Source organism: Actinomyces sp. HPA0247 (assembly GCA_000411415.1).
GTDB lineage: Bacteria > Actinomycetota > Actinomycetes > Actinomycetales > Actinomycetaceae > Pauljensenia.
The window spans coordinates 610582-625253 of sequence record KE150450.1; the positions used below are offsets into that span (position 1 = coordinate 610582).

13 protein-coding genes are annotated in these 14672 nt (G+C 68.6%); 3 read left to right on the plus strand and 10 right to left on the minus strand.

The annotated features are described in order from the left end of the window. Nucleotides 1-172: 172 nt before the first annotated feature. Complete coding sequence (locus HMPREF1478_RS02515; RefSeq protein WP_016460513.1) at nucleotides 173-451, plus strand: DUF3073 domain-containing protein; 279 nt, start codon at nucleotides 173-175, stop codon at nucleotides 449-451. Between the two features lie 217 nt (nucleotides 452-668). On the opposite strand, the gene purM is transcribed toward HMPREF1478_RS02515, so the two are convergent. Then, nucleotides 669-1829, minus strand: a complete 1161-nt coding sequence (gene purM / locus HMPREF1478_RS02520) for a phosphoribosylformylglycinamidine cyclo-ligase (RefSeq protein WP_016460514.1) — start codon at nucleotides 1827-1829, stop codon at nucleotides 669-671. Nucleotides 1830-1929: 100 nt separating this feature from the next. Beyond that, on the minus strand, nucleotides 1930-3498 hold the full coding sequence (gene purF, locus HMPREF1478_RS02525) for an amidophosphoribosyltransferase (protein ID WP_016460515.1): 1569 nt from the start codon (nucleotides 3496-3498) through the stop codon (nucleotides 1930-1932). Between the two features lie 176 nt (nucleotides 3499-3674). On the opposite strand from purF, the gene HMPREF1478_RS02530 reads away from it, so the two are divergent. Continuing rightward, nucleotides 3675-6197, plus strand: coding sequence for a (Fe-S)-binding protein (locus HMPREF1478_RS02530; protein WP_016460516.1), 2523 nt, complete (start codon nucleotides 3675-3677; stop codon nucleotides 6195-6197). Nucleotides 6198-6329: 132 nt separating this feature from the next. Here HMPREF1478_RS02530 and HMPREF1478_RS02535 read toward each other — a convergent pair whose 3' ends face one another. The 5 genes from HMPREF1478_RS02535 to HMPREF1478_RS02555 all read right to left on the minus strand — a co-directional run bounded on the left by HMPREF1478_RS02535 (nucleotide 6330) and on the right by HMPREF1478_RS02555 (nucleotide 10174). Next, nucleotides 6330-6542 (minus strand): TOBE domain-containing protein, encoded by a 213-nt coding sequence (locus HMPREF1478_RS02535; RefSeq protein WP_016460517.1) that lies wholly within the window; start codon nucleotides 6540-6542, stop codon nucleotides 6330-6332. 78 nt (nucleotides 6543-6620) lie between these two features. Next, on the minus strand, nucleotides 6621-8231 hold the full coding sequence (locus HMPREF1478_RS02540; RefSeq protein WP_232207407.1) for a hypothetical protein: 1611 nt from the start codon (nucleotides 8229-8231) through the stop codon (nucleotides 6621-6623). Nucleotides 8232-8237: 6 nt separating this feature from the next. After that, on the minus strand, nucleotides 8238-8819 hold the full coding sequence (gene dcd / locus HMPREF1478_RS02545) for a dCTP deaminase (RefSeq protein ID WP_016460519.1): 582 nt from the start codon (nucleotides 8817-8819) through the stop codon (nucleotides 8238-8240). A 46-nt stretch (nucleotides 8820-8865) separates the two neighbouring features. Beyond that, complete coding sequence (locus HMPREF1478_RS02550; protein WP_016460520.1) at nucleotides 8866-9591, minus strand: TM2 domain-containing protein; 726 nt, start codon at nucleotides 9589-9591, stop codon at nucleotides 8866-8868. Between the two features lie 268 nt (nucleotides 9592-9859). Next, nucleotides 9860-10174, minus strand: a complete 315-nt coding sequence (locus tag HMPREF1478_RS02555) for a TM2 domain-containing protein (RefSeq protein ID WP_016460521.1) — start codon at nucleotides 10172-10174, stop codon at nucleotides 9860-9862. Between the two features lie 256 nt (nucleotides 10175-10430). Here HMPREF1478_RS02555 and HMPREF1478_RS02560 point away from each other — a divergent pair, with 256 nt between their 5' ends. Further along, entirely contained in the window at nucleotides 10431-11267 is an 837-nt protein-coding gene (locus HMPREF1478_RS02560) for an HhH-GPD family protein (protein ID WP_016460522.1), read from the plus strand. Between the two features lie 82 nt (nucleotides 11268-11349). Here the strand turns inward: HMPREF1478_RS02560 and HMPREF1478_RS02565 are convergent, their stop codons facing one another. Genes HMPREF1478_RS02565 through HMPREF1478_RS02575 form a run of 3 tightly spaced genes read right to left on the minus strand, consistent with a single transcriptional unit; the run spans nucleotide 11350 to nucleotide 14656 of the window. Continuing rightward, nucleotides 11350-12690 (minus strand): ABC transporter permease, encoded by a 1341-nt coding sequence (locus HMPREF1478_RS02565; protein ID WP_016460523.1) that lies wholly within the window; start codon nucleotides 12688-12690, stop codon nucleotides 11350-11352. Next, the gene (locus tag HMPREF1478_RS02570; RefSeq protein ID WP_016460524.1) at nucleotides 12687-13574 is read right to left on the minus strand and encodes an ABC transporter ATP-binding protein; all 888 of its coding nucleotides are present in this window, start codon (nucleotides 13572-13574) and stop codon (nucleotides 12687-12689) included. The genes HMPREF1478_RS02565 and HMPREF1478_RS02570 overlap by 4 nt, the downstream gene beginning before the upstream one ends. Continuing rightward, on the minus strand, nucleotides 13571-14656 hold the full coding sequence (locus tag HMPREF1478_RS02575) for an efflux RND transporter periplasmic adaptor subunit (RefSeq protein WP_016460525.1): 1086 nt from the start codon (nucleotides 14654-14656) through the stop codon (nucleotides 13571-13573). The genes HMPREF1478_RS02570 and HMPREF1478_RS02575 overlap by 4 nt, the downstream gene beginning before the upstream one ends. Nucleotides 14657-14672: the final 16 nt, after the last annotated feature.

Consider the following 14672-nt stretch of genomic DNA (forward strand, 5'->3'; position numbering starts at 1 on the left):
TTTCCCCGTTTTCGTGGGCTTTCGCGGGCCGAGTGCCGCTCAGCTGAGCGCGCAAAACACGATCCAAGGTGAGGTCAAGGCCTGTCATTAGCTATGATGGTCCCACGAAACATTTTGAACACCCAGGGAACCGCTTTACGCGGACCCGAACGACGCGGAGGGGGTCGACGCCATGGGGCGCGGCCGTCAAAAGGCTAAGCAGATGAAAGTCGCTCGGAAGCTGAAGTATTTCAGCCCCGACACCGACCTAAACGCACTTCAGCGCGAGCTGGCGGATGAGGACTCGTACCTGGCACACGTGCCGGCGGACGAGCCCGAAGAGGACGATGCAATCGACGACGACCTCTACTCGAAATACGCCGACTTCGCCGAGATTCCCGCAGAAGACGACGACATCGACCCGAAGCAGCTCGATGAGTCCTTCTGGACGGGTGGATCCTCCACCAAGTAACGGCTCAGCCACACGGCGGACCGAGAACCGGTCCGCCGCTTTGGCGTGCCCGAAACACGTTTCCTGATCACTGCGGGCTCATCGAGGGCTGCCGAGGCGTCGCACGCGCATGCGCGCGTCCACACACCCGCACTCGCACCCCACGCACACGCACAACAAGGGGCCGAGGCCCGCAGGCCTCGACCCCTCTCGCGCGCTCACGCCCAACAGGCCTCGCTCAGCCCACGCGGTACTCGCCGTGCAGCAGCACGGCGCCCGCCTGCACGCCCTTCGTGCCGGAGATGAGGCGCACGCCGGAGGAGTCCGCACCGAAATCAGCAACCGACCCGAAGCCGGCCACGGTTCCGTCGGCGCCGGCCGACGTGACGGAGCCGAGGACCCACGCGGCCACCCCGGCCTCGTTGATCGCGGACAGGACCTCGGAGGCCACGGACGCGGAGACGACGGCGACCATGCCGACGCCCAGGTTCAGGGAGTCCTCCATGCCGACCCAGGTGACGTCGCCGCCGCGGCGCACCCAGTCGAACACGGCGGGAATGGTCCACGTCGAGCGGTCAACCGTCGCCACCGCGCCGACAGGCAGGACGCGCGACAGGTTCGCGGCCAGGCCGCCGCCGGTCACGTGCGAGTAGGCGTGAATCCCCTCAACGCCGAAGCGCTCGACCAGGTCCAGGCACAGGCGCGTGTACAGGCGGGTGGGCTCGAGGAGTTCCTCGCCGAGGGTGCGGCCGAACTCGGCCACGTGGGACTCCAGCGAGGCACCAACGCGGGAGACGACGGAGCGCACCAGCGAGTAGCCGTTGGAGTGCAGGCCCGAGGACGCCATGGCGATGACGACGTCGCCGTCCATCACGCGCTCGGGGCCCAGCAGCTTGGAGGCGTCCACGACGCCGGTCGCGGCGCCCGCGATGTCGTAGTCGTCGGGCTCCATGACGCCGGGGTGCTCGGCGGTCTCGCCGCCGATGAGGGGCGTGCCCGTGGCCTCGCAGGCGCGCGCGATGCCGGTAACGATCGCGGCGATGCGCTCGGGGACCACGTGCCCGCAGGCGATGTAGTCGGTCATCAGGACGGGGCGCGCGCCAATCACGACGATGTCGTCGACGACCATGCCGACCAAATCCTGGCCGATCGTGTCGTGCACGTCCATGGCCTGCGCGATCGCGATCTTGGTGCCCACGCCGTCGGTGGAGGTCGCGAGCAGCGGCTTCTCCATGCCCAGCAGCGCCGAGGCATCGACCATGCCGGCGAATCCGCCGGTCGCGCCCAGGACGGTGGAGTCGTGGGTGGCGGCCACCGCGCTCTTCATCAGCTCGACGGCGCGGTCGCCCGCAGCGGTGTCGACGCCAGCGGTCGCGTAGTCCAGGGGAGTGTCGGTCATGGGTGGTGCCTTTCGAAGGTGGCGCTCGACGAGGCCGTGTCTGGGTGGTCGGGTTGAGAACGACGCCCGCGGCGCAGGGGTTGCGTCGCGGGCGTGGAGGTTAGCAGGGGGTGGCTTCGGGGGTTCCGGGCACGGGCGTCCCGGCGGGGATCGTCTCGGGGTATTCGCCGGTGAAGCAGCCCAGGCACAGGGAGTTGCCCTGTCCGGTGGCCGCGACCATCCCGTCGATCGACAGGTAGGCCAGGGAGTCGGCGCCCAGGTGTTCGCGGACCTGCTCGACGCTCATGGACGAGGCGATGAGCTCGGCCCGCGTCGGGAAATCGATACCGAAGAAGCACGGCCACGCAACCGGCGGGGACGAGATGCGGATGTGCACCTCGGCAGCCCCGGCCTCGCGCAGCATCTTGACGAGCGCGCGCTGCGTGTTACCGCGCACGATCGAGTCGTCGATGACGACCAGGCGCTTGCCTTCGATGACCTCGCGCAGGGGGTTGAGCTTGAGGCGGATGCCCAGCTGGCGCAGGGACTGCGTGGGCTGGATGAAGGTGCGGCCCACGTACGCGTTCTTGACCAAGCCCTGGGCGAAGGGGATCCCGGACTCCTGCGCGTAGCCGATCGCGGCGGGCGTGCCCGAGTCGGGCGTGGGGATCACCAGGTCCGCGTCGATGGGGTTCTCGCGCGCCAGGGCGGCGCCCATCTCGTGGCGCGCGGCCACGATCCTGCGCCCGCCGATCGTCGTGTCGGGGCGGGCCAAGTACACGTACTCGAAGACGCAGGTGTTAGAGCGGCGCACGGCGAAGCGGCGCGAGTGCACGCCCGACGCGTCAATCGAGATGAGCTCGCCGGGCTCGACCTCGCGCACGAAGGTCGCGCCGCACAGGTCGAGGGCCGCGGTCTCGGAGGCGACGACCCAGCCGGAGGCCAGGCGGCCGAGCACGAGCGGGCGGTAGCCGTGCGGGTCGCGCGCTGCGTACAGCGTGTGCTCGTCCATGAAGACCAGGGAGAACGCGCCCTTGATACGCGGCAGGACCTTCAGGGCGGCGCCGACGAGGGGCGCGGGCTCAAGGTCGTCCACCGACGAGGCCGGGGCGGCCTCGTCCCCATCGGCCTTCGAAGGCGTCACGGACGGGGACGCGATGAAGGGGGTCGGCCCGGGGATGCGGTCGGCCATGCCCAACAGCGCGGTCACGAGGGAGGTGTCGGTGGAGGCGCCGCGTTCGAAGTCCTCGCCGTCGTCGGCGATCTCGGCAGCGAGCTCGCGCAGCTCGACCGTGTTGGTGAGGTTGCCGTTGTGGCCCAGGGCGAGCGTGCCCGTGGGGGTGGGGCCGAGCGTCGGCTGGGCGTTGCGCCACACGTCCGCGCCGGTCGTCGCGTAGCGGACGTGGCCCAGGGCGATGTGGCCGCGCAGGCCCTGCAGGGACTGCTCGGAGAACACCTGCGACACGAGGCCCTGATCCTTATACACGAGGATCTGCTTGCCATTCGATGTCGCAATACCGGCGCTCTGTTGGCCGCGGTGTTGCAAGGCATAGAGGGAGAAGTAGGTCAGGCGGGAAACGTCCTCGCCCGGGGCCCACACTCCGAAGACGCCGCAGTGATCATGCGGGTGATCGTCTCCGAAGATTTCCTGGTCGGACAGTGTCATGTCTGGCTGCGAGACGGGAAGCACGCTCTCACTCTCCCACACTTTTTGCGCGACCGTGGCACATATCCACGTTGTGGCGAGCACACGCAGGCCCAGCAAACACGACGCACAGCGCGTAATTGCGCACGCTTTGCGGGGCAGAATCGGTCTTTCCACTGCCGAGATGACACAATGGAGTGCAGCAATCTTGAGGAGGAAACGTGGCCAATCCGACGCTGAGCGCCATCATGTGGGGACTCGCCCTGCTGGTGAGCGCCCTGGCCGTCCTGTCGTTCGCACGAGGCCTAACCCACATGTGGCGCACGGTCTCGGCGGGCACCCCCGACCCGGGGCGCCTGAGCCCCGTCGGTAAGCGAGCGTGGGGCGTCGTCTCCGCGGCCCTCACCCACCGCGAGTTCAAGGGGCGGCCCTGGATCAAGGCGGCCCACTGGCTGGTCATGGTCTCCTTCCCGATCCTCTTCTTCACCCTCGTCACGGGCTACGCTCAGCTGCGCGTTCAGACCTTCACGCTGCCTCTCCTCGGCCATTTTGCGCCGTGGGAGTGGCTGACCGAGGTCTTCGCGTGGGGCGGCCTGGCCGGCATCATCGCCCTGATGGTCGTGCGCCAGCGCGCCGGGCGTGGCACGGCCGCCGAGGCGGCCCTCTCCAACGACGATCCCGACGCCGCTGCTGCCGCGGCCGACCCAGAAGGCACCCCGCCCTCGTCCCTGACCAAGCCCCACCCGCGCGACTCCTCCCCGCGCGGCCTGGCCTCCCGTTTCCTGGGTTCGACCCGCTGGCAGGCTCTCTTCGTCGAGTGGGTCATCCTCATCGTGTGCGCGTGCGTCGTGGCCCTGCGCGGCCTCGAATACGCGCTGTTCAGCCTCACGCCGGGCCTCGAGGCCCACGCGACCGCCCTGCACTTCCCGCTCACCGCCTGGCTCGGCGCGCTCTTCGCGGCCGCCGCCTCCTCCTCGGCCACCTCGCTGGCGAACGCGATCGTGCTGGTCAGCGCCCTCAAGGTCCTCACCTCCATGATCTGGCTGACGGTCGTCGGCATCCAGACCGGCATGGGCGTCGCCTGGCACCGCTTCGTCGCGATCCTCAACCTGTACACGCGCCGCAACGCCGACGGCACGAAGTCCCTGGGACCGGCCGACCACATGCTCATTGACGGCAAGCCCGTCACCAGCGAGGACGACTTCGACGACCTCCCCGAGGACACGGTCCTCGGCGTGGGCACAACCGACGACTTTTCGTGGAAGGCGCGCCTGGACCTGTACTCGTGCACCGAGTGCGGCCGCTGCCAGGAGCTGTGCCCCGCGTGGAACACCCAGAAGCCCCTCTCCCCCAAGCTCCTCATCATGGGCCTGCGCGACCACATGGAGTCCGCCTCCAACGTGCAGATCGTCGAGCAGGAGGAGGGCCACCAGAAGCTCGAGGACGGGGAGGTCCTCCTCGACAAGGGCGTGCCGGCCTCGCCGCACTCCTTCGACCTGGTCTCCGCCCTGTCCTTGTCGGGCGCGACCGGCCCCGAGGGCGTCTCCGCGGTCACCGCTCCCCTGGTCCCCGAGGTCGTCTCCGAAGAGGTCCTGTGGGACTGCACGAACTGCGGTGCCTGTGTCGAACAGTGCCCCGTCGACATCGAGCACATCGACCACATCCTCGACCTGCGCCGCCACCAGGTCCTCATGGAGGGCGCGTTCCCCCGCGAGCTGGGCCGCGCGTTCCGCGGCATGGAATCCAAGGCGAACCCCTACAACCAGCCGGCCCGCAAGCGCATGGACTGGGCGAAGAAGCTGGACTTCGACATCCCCATCGTCGGCGAGGACATCGAGGACGCCTCCGAGGTTGACTACCTGTTCTGGGTGGGCTGCGCGGGTGCCTACGACGACACGGCGAAGAAGACCAGCGCCGCCGTCGCCGAGCTGCTGCACACGGCGGGCGTGTCCTTCGCGGTCCTCGGCTCGGGCGAGTCCTGCACGGGCGATCCGGCCCGCCGCGCCGGCAACGAGGCGCTCTTCCAGATGCTGGCCGCCCAGGCGATCGACACGCTCAAGGAAGCCAAGCCCCAGAAGATCGTCGTCTCCTGCGCGCACTGCTTCAACACGATCGCCGGCGAGTACCCGGAGCTGGGCGGCTCCTTCGACGTCGTCCATCACACGCAGCTCCTCAACCGCCTCGTGCGCGACGGCCTCCTCACGCCGGTGGCCCCCACTTCCGCTGCATCTACGGGCGCGGACTCCACGGACGAGGCCGGGGCGGCCTCCTCGGACACGGCACCCTCCACGGGCGCTCCCTGGGTCGGAGCGCCCCTTAAGGTCACGTACCACGACGCCTGCTTCCTGGGCCGCCACAACAAGATTTACTCCCCGCCGCGCGAGCTCGTGGGCTCCCTGCCGAACGTGGAGCTCGTCGAGATGCCGCGCAATCGCGACCGCGCGATGTGCTGCGGCGCGGGCGGCGCGCACGCCTGGTTCGAGGAGACGCGCGGGACCCGCATCGCCGACGCCCGCATCGTCGAGGCCGCGTCCACGGGCGCGGACGTCGTCGCGACGGCCTGCCCCTTCTGTTCCCAGATGCTCGGCTCCGCCTCGGGCACGTCCGCCGGCTTCGTCTCCTCCGACGCCGCCGATCAGGGTTCCTCGAGCGCCGAGGGGGCCACGGCCTCGCCCGGCGGGAAGCTCCCCGAGGTGCGCGACGTGGCCGTCATGCTGCTCGAATCCGTCAAGCGCGGGCAGTAGCGCACGCGCGCACGCCGAGCAACACAGCGCGCACATCGCGCGCCCACGCATCACCTATCGCGCGCAAGCACCGCAAACAAAGGGGCGGCCCCGCAGGAAAACCTGCGGGGCCGCCCGTCAACCTCAGAACAATCAGTCCTCGACACCAACGATGACGTTGGAAGCCTTGATGACGGCGACGGCCTTCGAACCGACGGTCAGGCCGAGCTCCTCGATGGCGGAGTTCGTGATCGACGAGGAGATGACCAGGCCGGGGGCCACCTCGATCTTGACGATGCCGTTCACGGCGCCCTCGGAGACCTCAACGACGGTGCCGGGGAGCTGGTTACGTGCGGAGAGCTTCATGATGTGCCCTTTCGTTCGTAGTGGTTTGCAAACATACTTACCCTAGCGGGCGCGCGGCGCTCCTTCTACGGATGCGACCTATTGTTCATCCTCCGAGGAGATTTCCTCGAGGCCGACGAGGAAGCCGTCCTCGTCGACGACGTTGCCACCCACAAGGGTCGCGATCATGCCGGCGGCCTTCTCCACGTCCTGCGTGGAGCGCAGGCGCTCGAGGCGCGCGGTGCGGCTCATCGCCCCCGCTCCCGGCGTCGGCGCGGACGTGGGTAGCCAACGCACCTGGTATTCGATGATGGCCCCGGCCGTCCACGGCTCCCAGCGCAGGACGCGCGGCGGCGTGGGGACGGCGTGGACCTCGATCATCATGTCGGAGCGGTGCCCGATCGGGCTCATGAGGGCGTACCCGTCGACGACCTGCGGCTGGTCGTGCTGGGCCTCGAGCTCCTCGCGCGCCTTCGCGATCTTGGACGCAATGTCTTTGCGAACCGGGCCGAGCTCAGCCTTCAGCTTCTCGATCTGCGCGATCTGCGCGGGGGTGAGCGGCGGGGGCTTGGGGGCCTCGGGCGCGATGTCGCGCGCGTCCTTCATCTGTTCGAACCCGGCGCGCTCACGCATCGCGGAGAGCAGGTCCTCGGGATTAATCCAGCGCGGCGAGTACACCGTCAGATTCACGGCCGAGTCGGCGTCGGGGACCATGACGTAGCCGCTGCCCGCGATGCGCAGGCCGCCGGCGAGACGGCGGGCCATGCGGCGCAGCGCCTCGAGCACGCGATACTCCAAGCCCGTGGGCAGGCCCTCGGGGAAGGCCTTGTCCCACTCGCCCATGACGCCGTTATTCTGCTGGCGGGCGTGCGCCTGCGGGCAGCGCAGGACCCACGCGTTCGCGAGCGAGGCCGGGGTACCCAGCGCTGCGCGCGTCGGCTGGTCGAGCGCCCACGGGCCTTCCAGCTCAGCCTCGGAGGACAGGCGCAGGCGTCCCGGGGCGATCCAGCCGGCCTCGTCCCACATGGAGATCGCGAGCGCCTCCAGTTCGGCGGGATCGACAGCGTCGGAGACGAGGAAGAGATGATGGGCGCGCGCGTCCTCCAGGTCGATGACGCCGGCGGGCTCGCTCACCTCAATGGCGGCGGCGATCGGGACGGCGGCCTCCGCGCTCGTGACCTCGCCGTCGGCCGCGATCTGGAAGGCCGCGTCCGTCGAGGTCATCGTCGCCAGCCCGACGTTCGTCTGCGTGAGCGGATTGTCCGTCGCGCTCATCGGCGTCGGATCCGCGAAGGAATGAGGGGTGGCCGCCATCCGTTCCTTGAGGGAACGCCTCACCGGCGAGGCCTGGGGGGCCTCATCCCTGTTGGTGACCTGCTCGGCGCGCGGAGTCATGCCGGGCAGCGCGACGCCCTGAATGACACCCGTGCGCGTCTGGGAGGGCGCGACCGGGGGAATGCCGACCCCTGCCTCGTGGCGGCTGCTTCCCTGCGGGGCGGCGTGCGCCTGCGGGACACCCATGACGGGCGTCGGCGCGGGCGGCTCCGGCAGCGGCGGCACCGGCAGATCCGCGGGTTCGGGAGCGGGAGGCTCGGGCAGGTCGGCGGGATCCGGCGCAGGCGGATAGTTCATCTCGCGAGCCGCGCGCTCGGCACGCTCGGCGCGCATGCGTTCACGCCGGGACGGCAGCGGAGGGGGAAGGGCCGACATCGAGGCTTACCGTTCGATGCGGGTGCGCGTGAAGCGCTCGTGGGTGCGCGACGGCGTCGGGCCGCGCTGGCCCTGGTAGTGAGAGCCGAGGCCCTGGGAGCCGTAGGGGTGCTCGGCCGGGGAGGACAGGTCAAAGAAGCACAGCTGCCCGATCTTCATACCGGGGTAAAGCAGGATCGGCATCGTCGCAGTGTTCGACAGCTCGAGGGTCACGTGACCGGAGAAACCGGGGTCGATGAAGCCCGCCGTCGAGTGCGTGAGCAAGCCGAGGCGGCCCAGCGAGGACTTACCCTCCAGGCGCGCCGCAATGTCATCACCCAGGGTGACGAGCTCGTAGGTGGCTCCCAGGACAAACTCGCCGGGGTGCAGGACGAAAGGCTGGTCGGGGCCCACGTCCACCAGGTGAGTGAGGTCCGACTGATCCGCCGCAGGATCAATCACCGGGTAGCGGTGGTTGTCGAAGAGGCGGAACAGGCGATCCAGGCGCACGTCAATGCTGGCCGGCTGAACCAAATCGCGGTCCAGCGGGTCGAGCTGGATACGCCCGGAGTCCAGGGAGGCTTTGATGTCGCGGTCACTGAGCAGCATGACACGATTGTCGCACACTCAGCGCCGCGACAACAGCCTCAGCGAATCACTGGAGGGGCTGACCCTGCGCGTCGTAGGCGTAGGAGCCGGAGTGGGCCAGGATCAAGACGAACTCGATGAGCGCCCAGATGGCGGCGATGGGCGCACCGATCATGGTGATCGTCAGAATCAGCTGAATGACGCCCTTAGCGGTGTAGCCCAGGTAGAAGTTGTGAATGCCCAGGGCACCCAGGAAGAACGCCAGGAGCAGGGCGACGATCCACTGCTTGGGGGCGCCGACGACGGGCTGGCCGTACGCGGGCTGCGCGTAACCTGACTGTCCGTAGGCCTGCTGGCCCGCGGCGTAGGCGGCCTGCTCGAAACCGGGCTGCTGCTCGTAACCGGGCTGCGCGCCATAGCCAGGCTGCGCACCTTCGGGCGCACCGTAGGGGGCCTGGTTCGCGGCGGTCTCGGGGCCCGCCTGGGCGGACGTAGCATCGTAGGCAGTGCCGTAGGTGGTCGAGCCGGGCGTCGCTGTCGCCTCGTCGAAGGAGGGGGCCGAGGCCTGGGGGAAGGACGGCGCCTCGGGCGCGGGGACGGCGTCGGGGGCCGCAGCAGTATCGGGCGCGGGAACCGCGTCGAACGCCGGAACCTCGGGGACCGGGATCTCGCCAGCAGCGTCAACCGCGGGAGCGCCGGGAATCGAGAAGTCGGCCGAGGGGACCTCGGGGGCGGGAACCTTCGCGGGATCCTCAGGGGAGAAGGGAGTGGCCTGCGGGTCGGGCGTCGTCATGGGTGAGCCTTTCGGTTGTCGTGGGGGCCGCGAACGGCCGTACTGACATAGCCTAGCGTGCCCACGCCCTCGTGCGGGAGTCGCGTCCACCCCGAAACGCCCCAGATTCATCCCGGAGACCGCGGACCCGTGCCGCGGTTCCTCACCCCACAAACGATCACTCTCACCCTCGAGAGCACGCTCCGCCAATGAAAAGACGTGGGGCCCGGCATGAAGCCGGGCCCCACGGGGGAGTCTTACGCGCGCATCACGCGCGGAACGCAGGTGCTCAGACGGTGGGAACGCCGTTGGCGTCCTTCTCGTAGATCCACTTGCCCATGAAGGTCATGACGGCGCATGCGAGCAGAACGACCGACCAAGCGTAGCTGAGCAGCGTGATGATGGTCGAGAGGAAGCCGAGATCCAGGAAGCCCAGGATCACGAAGGCGAGGGAGATGACGATCTTGTAGATGCCGTACTGGGTGTAGCCGAGGTAGAAGTCACCGACGCCGAAGCCGCCGAGGAACAGGTTGAGAAGGCCGGCGACCATGCGGGACTTGCCCTGGACGGGAGCGTTGTAGCCGGGCTGCTGAGGAGCGGACATATTGTCTCCTATGTGTTGATGGCCCCTGGGACAGGGGTGCTTTCTGAAAACACGGTCAGACTACCGAAGCATTCATATTTTGTACAACATCCTCCCCTTTTTATGTTAGGGATCACAGGTTAATTTTTTTCGTTCGTCGCATTGCAACTTTCTTCCATAGACTGACTGGGTGTTCACAAATCCGACGGCCGAGGCCTCGCGATCGCTCCTGATCGACCTGCCCCAATGGTTCGCCGCACATCAACGAGACCTCCCCATGCGCGCGCAGGACGTCTCCGACTGGGGAACCCTCGTCTTTGAAATCATGAGCCAGCAGACCCCCATCTCACGGGTCCAGCCAATCTGGCTTGAGTGGATGGAGCGCTGGCCTACCCCCGCCGATCTCGCCGCCGCATCCTCGGCAGACATCATCGTCGCCTGGGCAAACCTCGGATACCCCTCCCGCGCCCTGCGCCTCAAGGCATGCGCGTCCGCGATCGTCGAGAAGCACGACGGCGAGGTCCCGCTCACCATGAAGGAACTCACCCTGCTGCCGGGCGTCGGCACCTACACCGCCAGCGCGCTCCTCGCGTTCCGACACGGAATCCGCGTGCCCGTCCTGGACACGAACGTCCGTCGCGTGCTGGTCAGATTTCTCGATGGCCGGGAGTTCCCGCCCCACTCCACGCCCTCAAAAGCGGAAACGACCCGCGCCGAAGCCCTCCTCCCAGAAAATGGACACGCCGCCGCCGACGTCAGTTTGTCGCTCATGGAATTCGGCGCCCTCGTGTGCACCCAGCTGAGCCCCTCGTGCGACGAGTGCGCGATCCACGCGAATTGCGCGTGGGCCGCCGCCGGATACCCCAAGGACGAGAAGCGCCCCACGCCCCAGCCCTACGTCGGCACCGACCGCCAGGCGCGCGGCCGCATCATGAAAGCCCTGCGCACCGCCCACTTCGAAGGCAAGGAAGGGCTCACCAAACGCCGAGTCCTCGACGTCGCCCGCATCGACGGCGGCGACCGCTACCAGCCCTCACGCGTGTACCGCGCCCTCCTCAAAGACGGCATGATCGTCTACGACGAGGACACGAAGCGCGTCACGCTCCCCCGCTAACACTCTCAGCACGAGGCCGGGGCCGGGGACCCTTCACCCGAGGAACGCGGCCCCGGGAGGCACCCACGGCCTCGTCGGTCAGTCAGTAGCGGATCGCGTCGATCGGCTTGATGCGCACGGCCGCGAGCGCGGGGATGATCCCGCACAGGGCGCCGATGCTCGTGGAGATGGCGACGCCCGCGATGGCGGCCCCAGCGGGGAATGCCGGTGTGTCGCTGAGCGTGACGCCGAGGGCCTCGAGGGGCAGGAAGCGCACGACGACGACCGCGATGCCCACACCGATGACGCCGGCGACGAAGGTCGCGACGACGGACTCCATGAAGACGGCGAAGAAGACGCGCGCGGCGGAGGCGCCGACGGCGCGGCGAATGCCGATCTCACGCACGCGCTGGCGCACGGTCACGATGGCGACGTTCAGCAGGCCCAGGGCGCCCAGGAACACAATGATGCCGCCGATGACCATGATGACGTTGGAGATCGTGCCCAGCTGCTCCTCGCCAATGTCCTCGTGTTCGCCGCCGGAGACGGACACCCGCCATCCCTCGCCAAGGATCGAGGCCAGGGCGCGCGGCAGGTTCTCACGGGCCTGGTCGGCGTTCTCGGTGCCCACCCACGCGATCATGGCCGGGGAGGTCATCTGCGGGAAGGACACGCGCGCCGCGTCGTAGTGCGCGAACACGGTTGGCATGTCGTAGGAGCTCTTCGACTTGGTGACGCCGACGACGCGCATCGCGACGCCGTCGCTCGTGTGCAGGACAATCGGTACCTGGTCGATGGGGGCACGCCCCAGCTGATCCCAGAGGGACTGCGAGATGACGACGGGAATCAGGCGCTGGTCAGCATCGCTGCTCTCGACCCAGCGTCCCGCGAGCATGCGGGTGCGGTAAATGACCGCGTAGGAGGGGTCCACGCCCTGGAACGCGACGCCGTCGATCATGTCGCCGACCTTCGTCAGGGGGTAGCCGCGGAATTGCCCGCTGGCCCTGGCCTGGCGGGCTTCGACGATCTCTCCACCCCCGCTGGAAAAGCGCGACCAGTAGTGGATGTCCGTCTTGTCGGCCAGGGTGGCCATGGCCTCCCCGATCGTGTCCTTTTCGTCGGGGCGCTTGGCATTCTGCTCGCCGCTCGGCGAGGCATCGGCTCCCGTCCCGGACACATCTTGGTACGGGCCGCTGCCTGATGGCCCCTCCGGCGAGGCCGAGGAGCTTTCGGGGGTCAGGCGCAAGGTGACCGAGCGTCCCTCGTAGAGCTCCGCCAACTCGCGCGAAGACTGCAGGAGCAGGTCGCCGAGCGCGATCACGATCGTCATCGCAGCGACGGCCGCGACCACGCCCACAAGGGAGAGGACGACTCGCGCCTTCTGGACCTTGACCTCGCCCCAGGCCTCGATGAGCGCACCCAGAATCTGGCTGACAGCGTTCACTGCTCCACCTCCCGCGGTGTCGCCGGGTCCGAGGCCTGCTCGTCCTCGTGGGTCCCCGTACCCTCATCAGTCCGCACACCCTCGCCGCTCCGCGCTCCCTCGTCGTCGGCGGGCGCCGGCGGAGGTTCGGGCATCGCATTGCGCGCCCCGGCCTCGTCGCCCGAGTGCCCGGCCTCCGCGCGGTGCGTGAGCGCGGACGCGTCCTCGACCTCGTGCAGCGTGCCGTCGTAGAGCTCGTAGGCGCGCTGGGCTCGCGCGGCCACCGCCATGTCGTGCGTGATGACGATGAGCGCAGCGTTGGACTCGCGGGCGACCTCCTCGAGGAGAGCCATGACGACGCGGCCCGTGTCCGGATCGAGGGCGCCCGTCGGCTCGTCGGCGAGGATCACGCGCGGGCGGCGCACGAGGGCGCGCGCGATCGCGATGCGCTGCTGCTCGCCTCCGCTCATCTCACCCGGGTACGAGTCGGCGCGATCGGCCAGCCCTACGCGCTCCAGCATGTCGAGCGCGATCGAGCGCCTGCGCAACAGCTGCGGGCCCGGCGCGTACAGGAGCGGAACCTCGACGTTCTCGGCCGCCGTGCGCGCCGAAAAGATGTTGAACTGCTGGAACACGAAGCCGAAATCTTCCCCGCGCATCCGCGCGCGACGCCCCTCCCCCAGGCGCGTCGTATCCACCCCGTCCAGCTCGTAGATGCCCGAGGTCGGGGCATCCAACAGGCCAATGATGTTCAGCATCGTGGATTTGCCGGTGCCCGATCGACCCACGATGGAGACGTGTTCGCCCTCGGCGACGTCGAGGTTAACGCCGCGCAGGATATGCAGATCCTCCCCGTCAGGCAGGGTCACCGTGCGGGTCACGTCCCGCAGGCACACGAGACTCATTGCGCGCCCGCCCCGCCGTTCGAGCCGCCCGCGCCGCCAGCCCGACCGGAGTCCGCGCCGCCCAAGGGACCGTCCTGGTCGCCCTGATCGTCCTTGTTCGAGGTCGGGGTGAACTCGAGGATCTCCTCGCCCTCCGTCAATCCCTCCTTCACCTCGACCATCTTGCCGTCGGTGATACCCAGGGTGACGGCGCGCTTGTCAGGCTTCGTCGGGTCGGCGGTCGGCAGGTAGACGTAGCCGGACTGGTAGCGCCCCTCGACCGCGGAGATCGGCACCGCGAGGACGCCCGTCGCCGAGCCGGCCGTCATCTCGAGGGTCACCTGAAGGCCCGCGAACACCGTCTGATCTGCGGGGATCGCGCACCGGGCCTTCAGGTCCGTCGAGGACGAGGTGCCGTTATCGGACCCCGCGTTCGCCTTCGGATCCTGCTGCTTGCCGGTCGGGCTCACCAGCTTGACACCCGAGCATTCGAAGGGCGCGGGACCGTTCTTGATGGTGACGGTCGCCGTGGAGGGCGCGTCCTGCAGGCGGTACATCTGGTCCGCACTCAGGGAAGCGACCGCTGAGAAAGTCGCCGGGGCGACGGTCGCCACCGTGTCGCCGATCGCGAACTGCTGACCGACAAGCACGCTCGTCGACACCGTTCCGTCACCGGGCGACACGACGGTCTCGTACTTGTACGTCGGGTCGGCGGTCTCAACGCTCACGTTGCCGTCCTCGTCGGTGACCTGACGGGTTTCGCCGGGGATTTCCTTGCGAATCTGGACGAGGGAGTCGCCCTTAGACACCTTGTCGCCATCGTTGACGAAGGTCCGCACGACATTGCCGTCCAGAGTCGCACGGGCGACGACCGGCTCGTCCGCCTGGATCGTCCCCGTGACGCTCACGGTGTTCGTGATGTCGGCGCGGCCCACCTCGGTCGTCATCTGCCCGAAGCTGCCGCCCGGATCCATCCCGTCGGTCCCCTCGTCCTCCTGGGCGGCCGGGAAGAACGCGAACTTCACCAAGGAGATAGCGATAACTACCCAGGCCAGAACCTTGACAACGTCGAGCACCTGCGCGGTGCGGGTCTTGTGTGCCACGTGCGTCTCCTTCGAT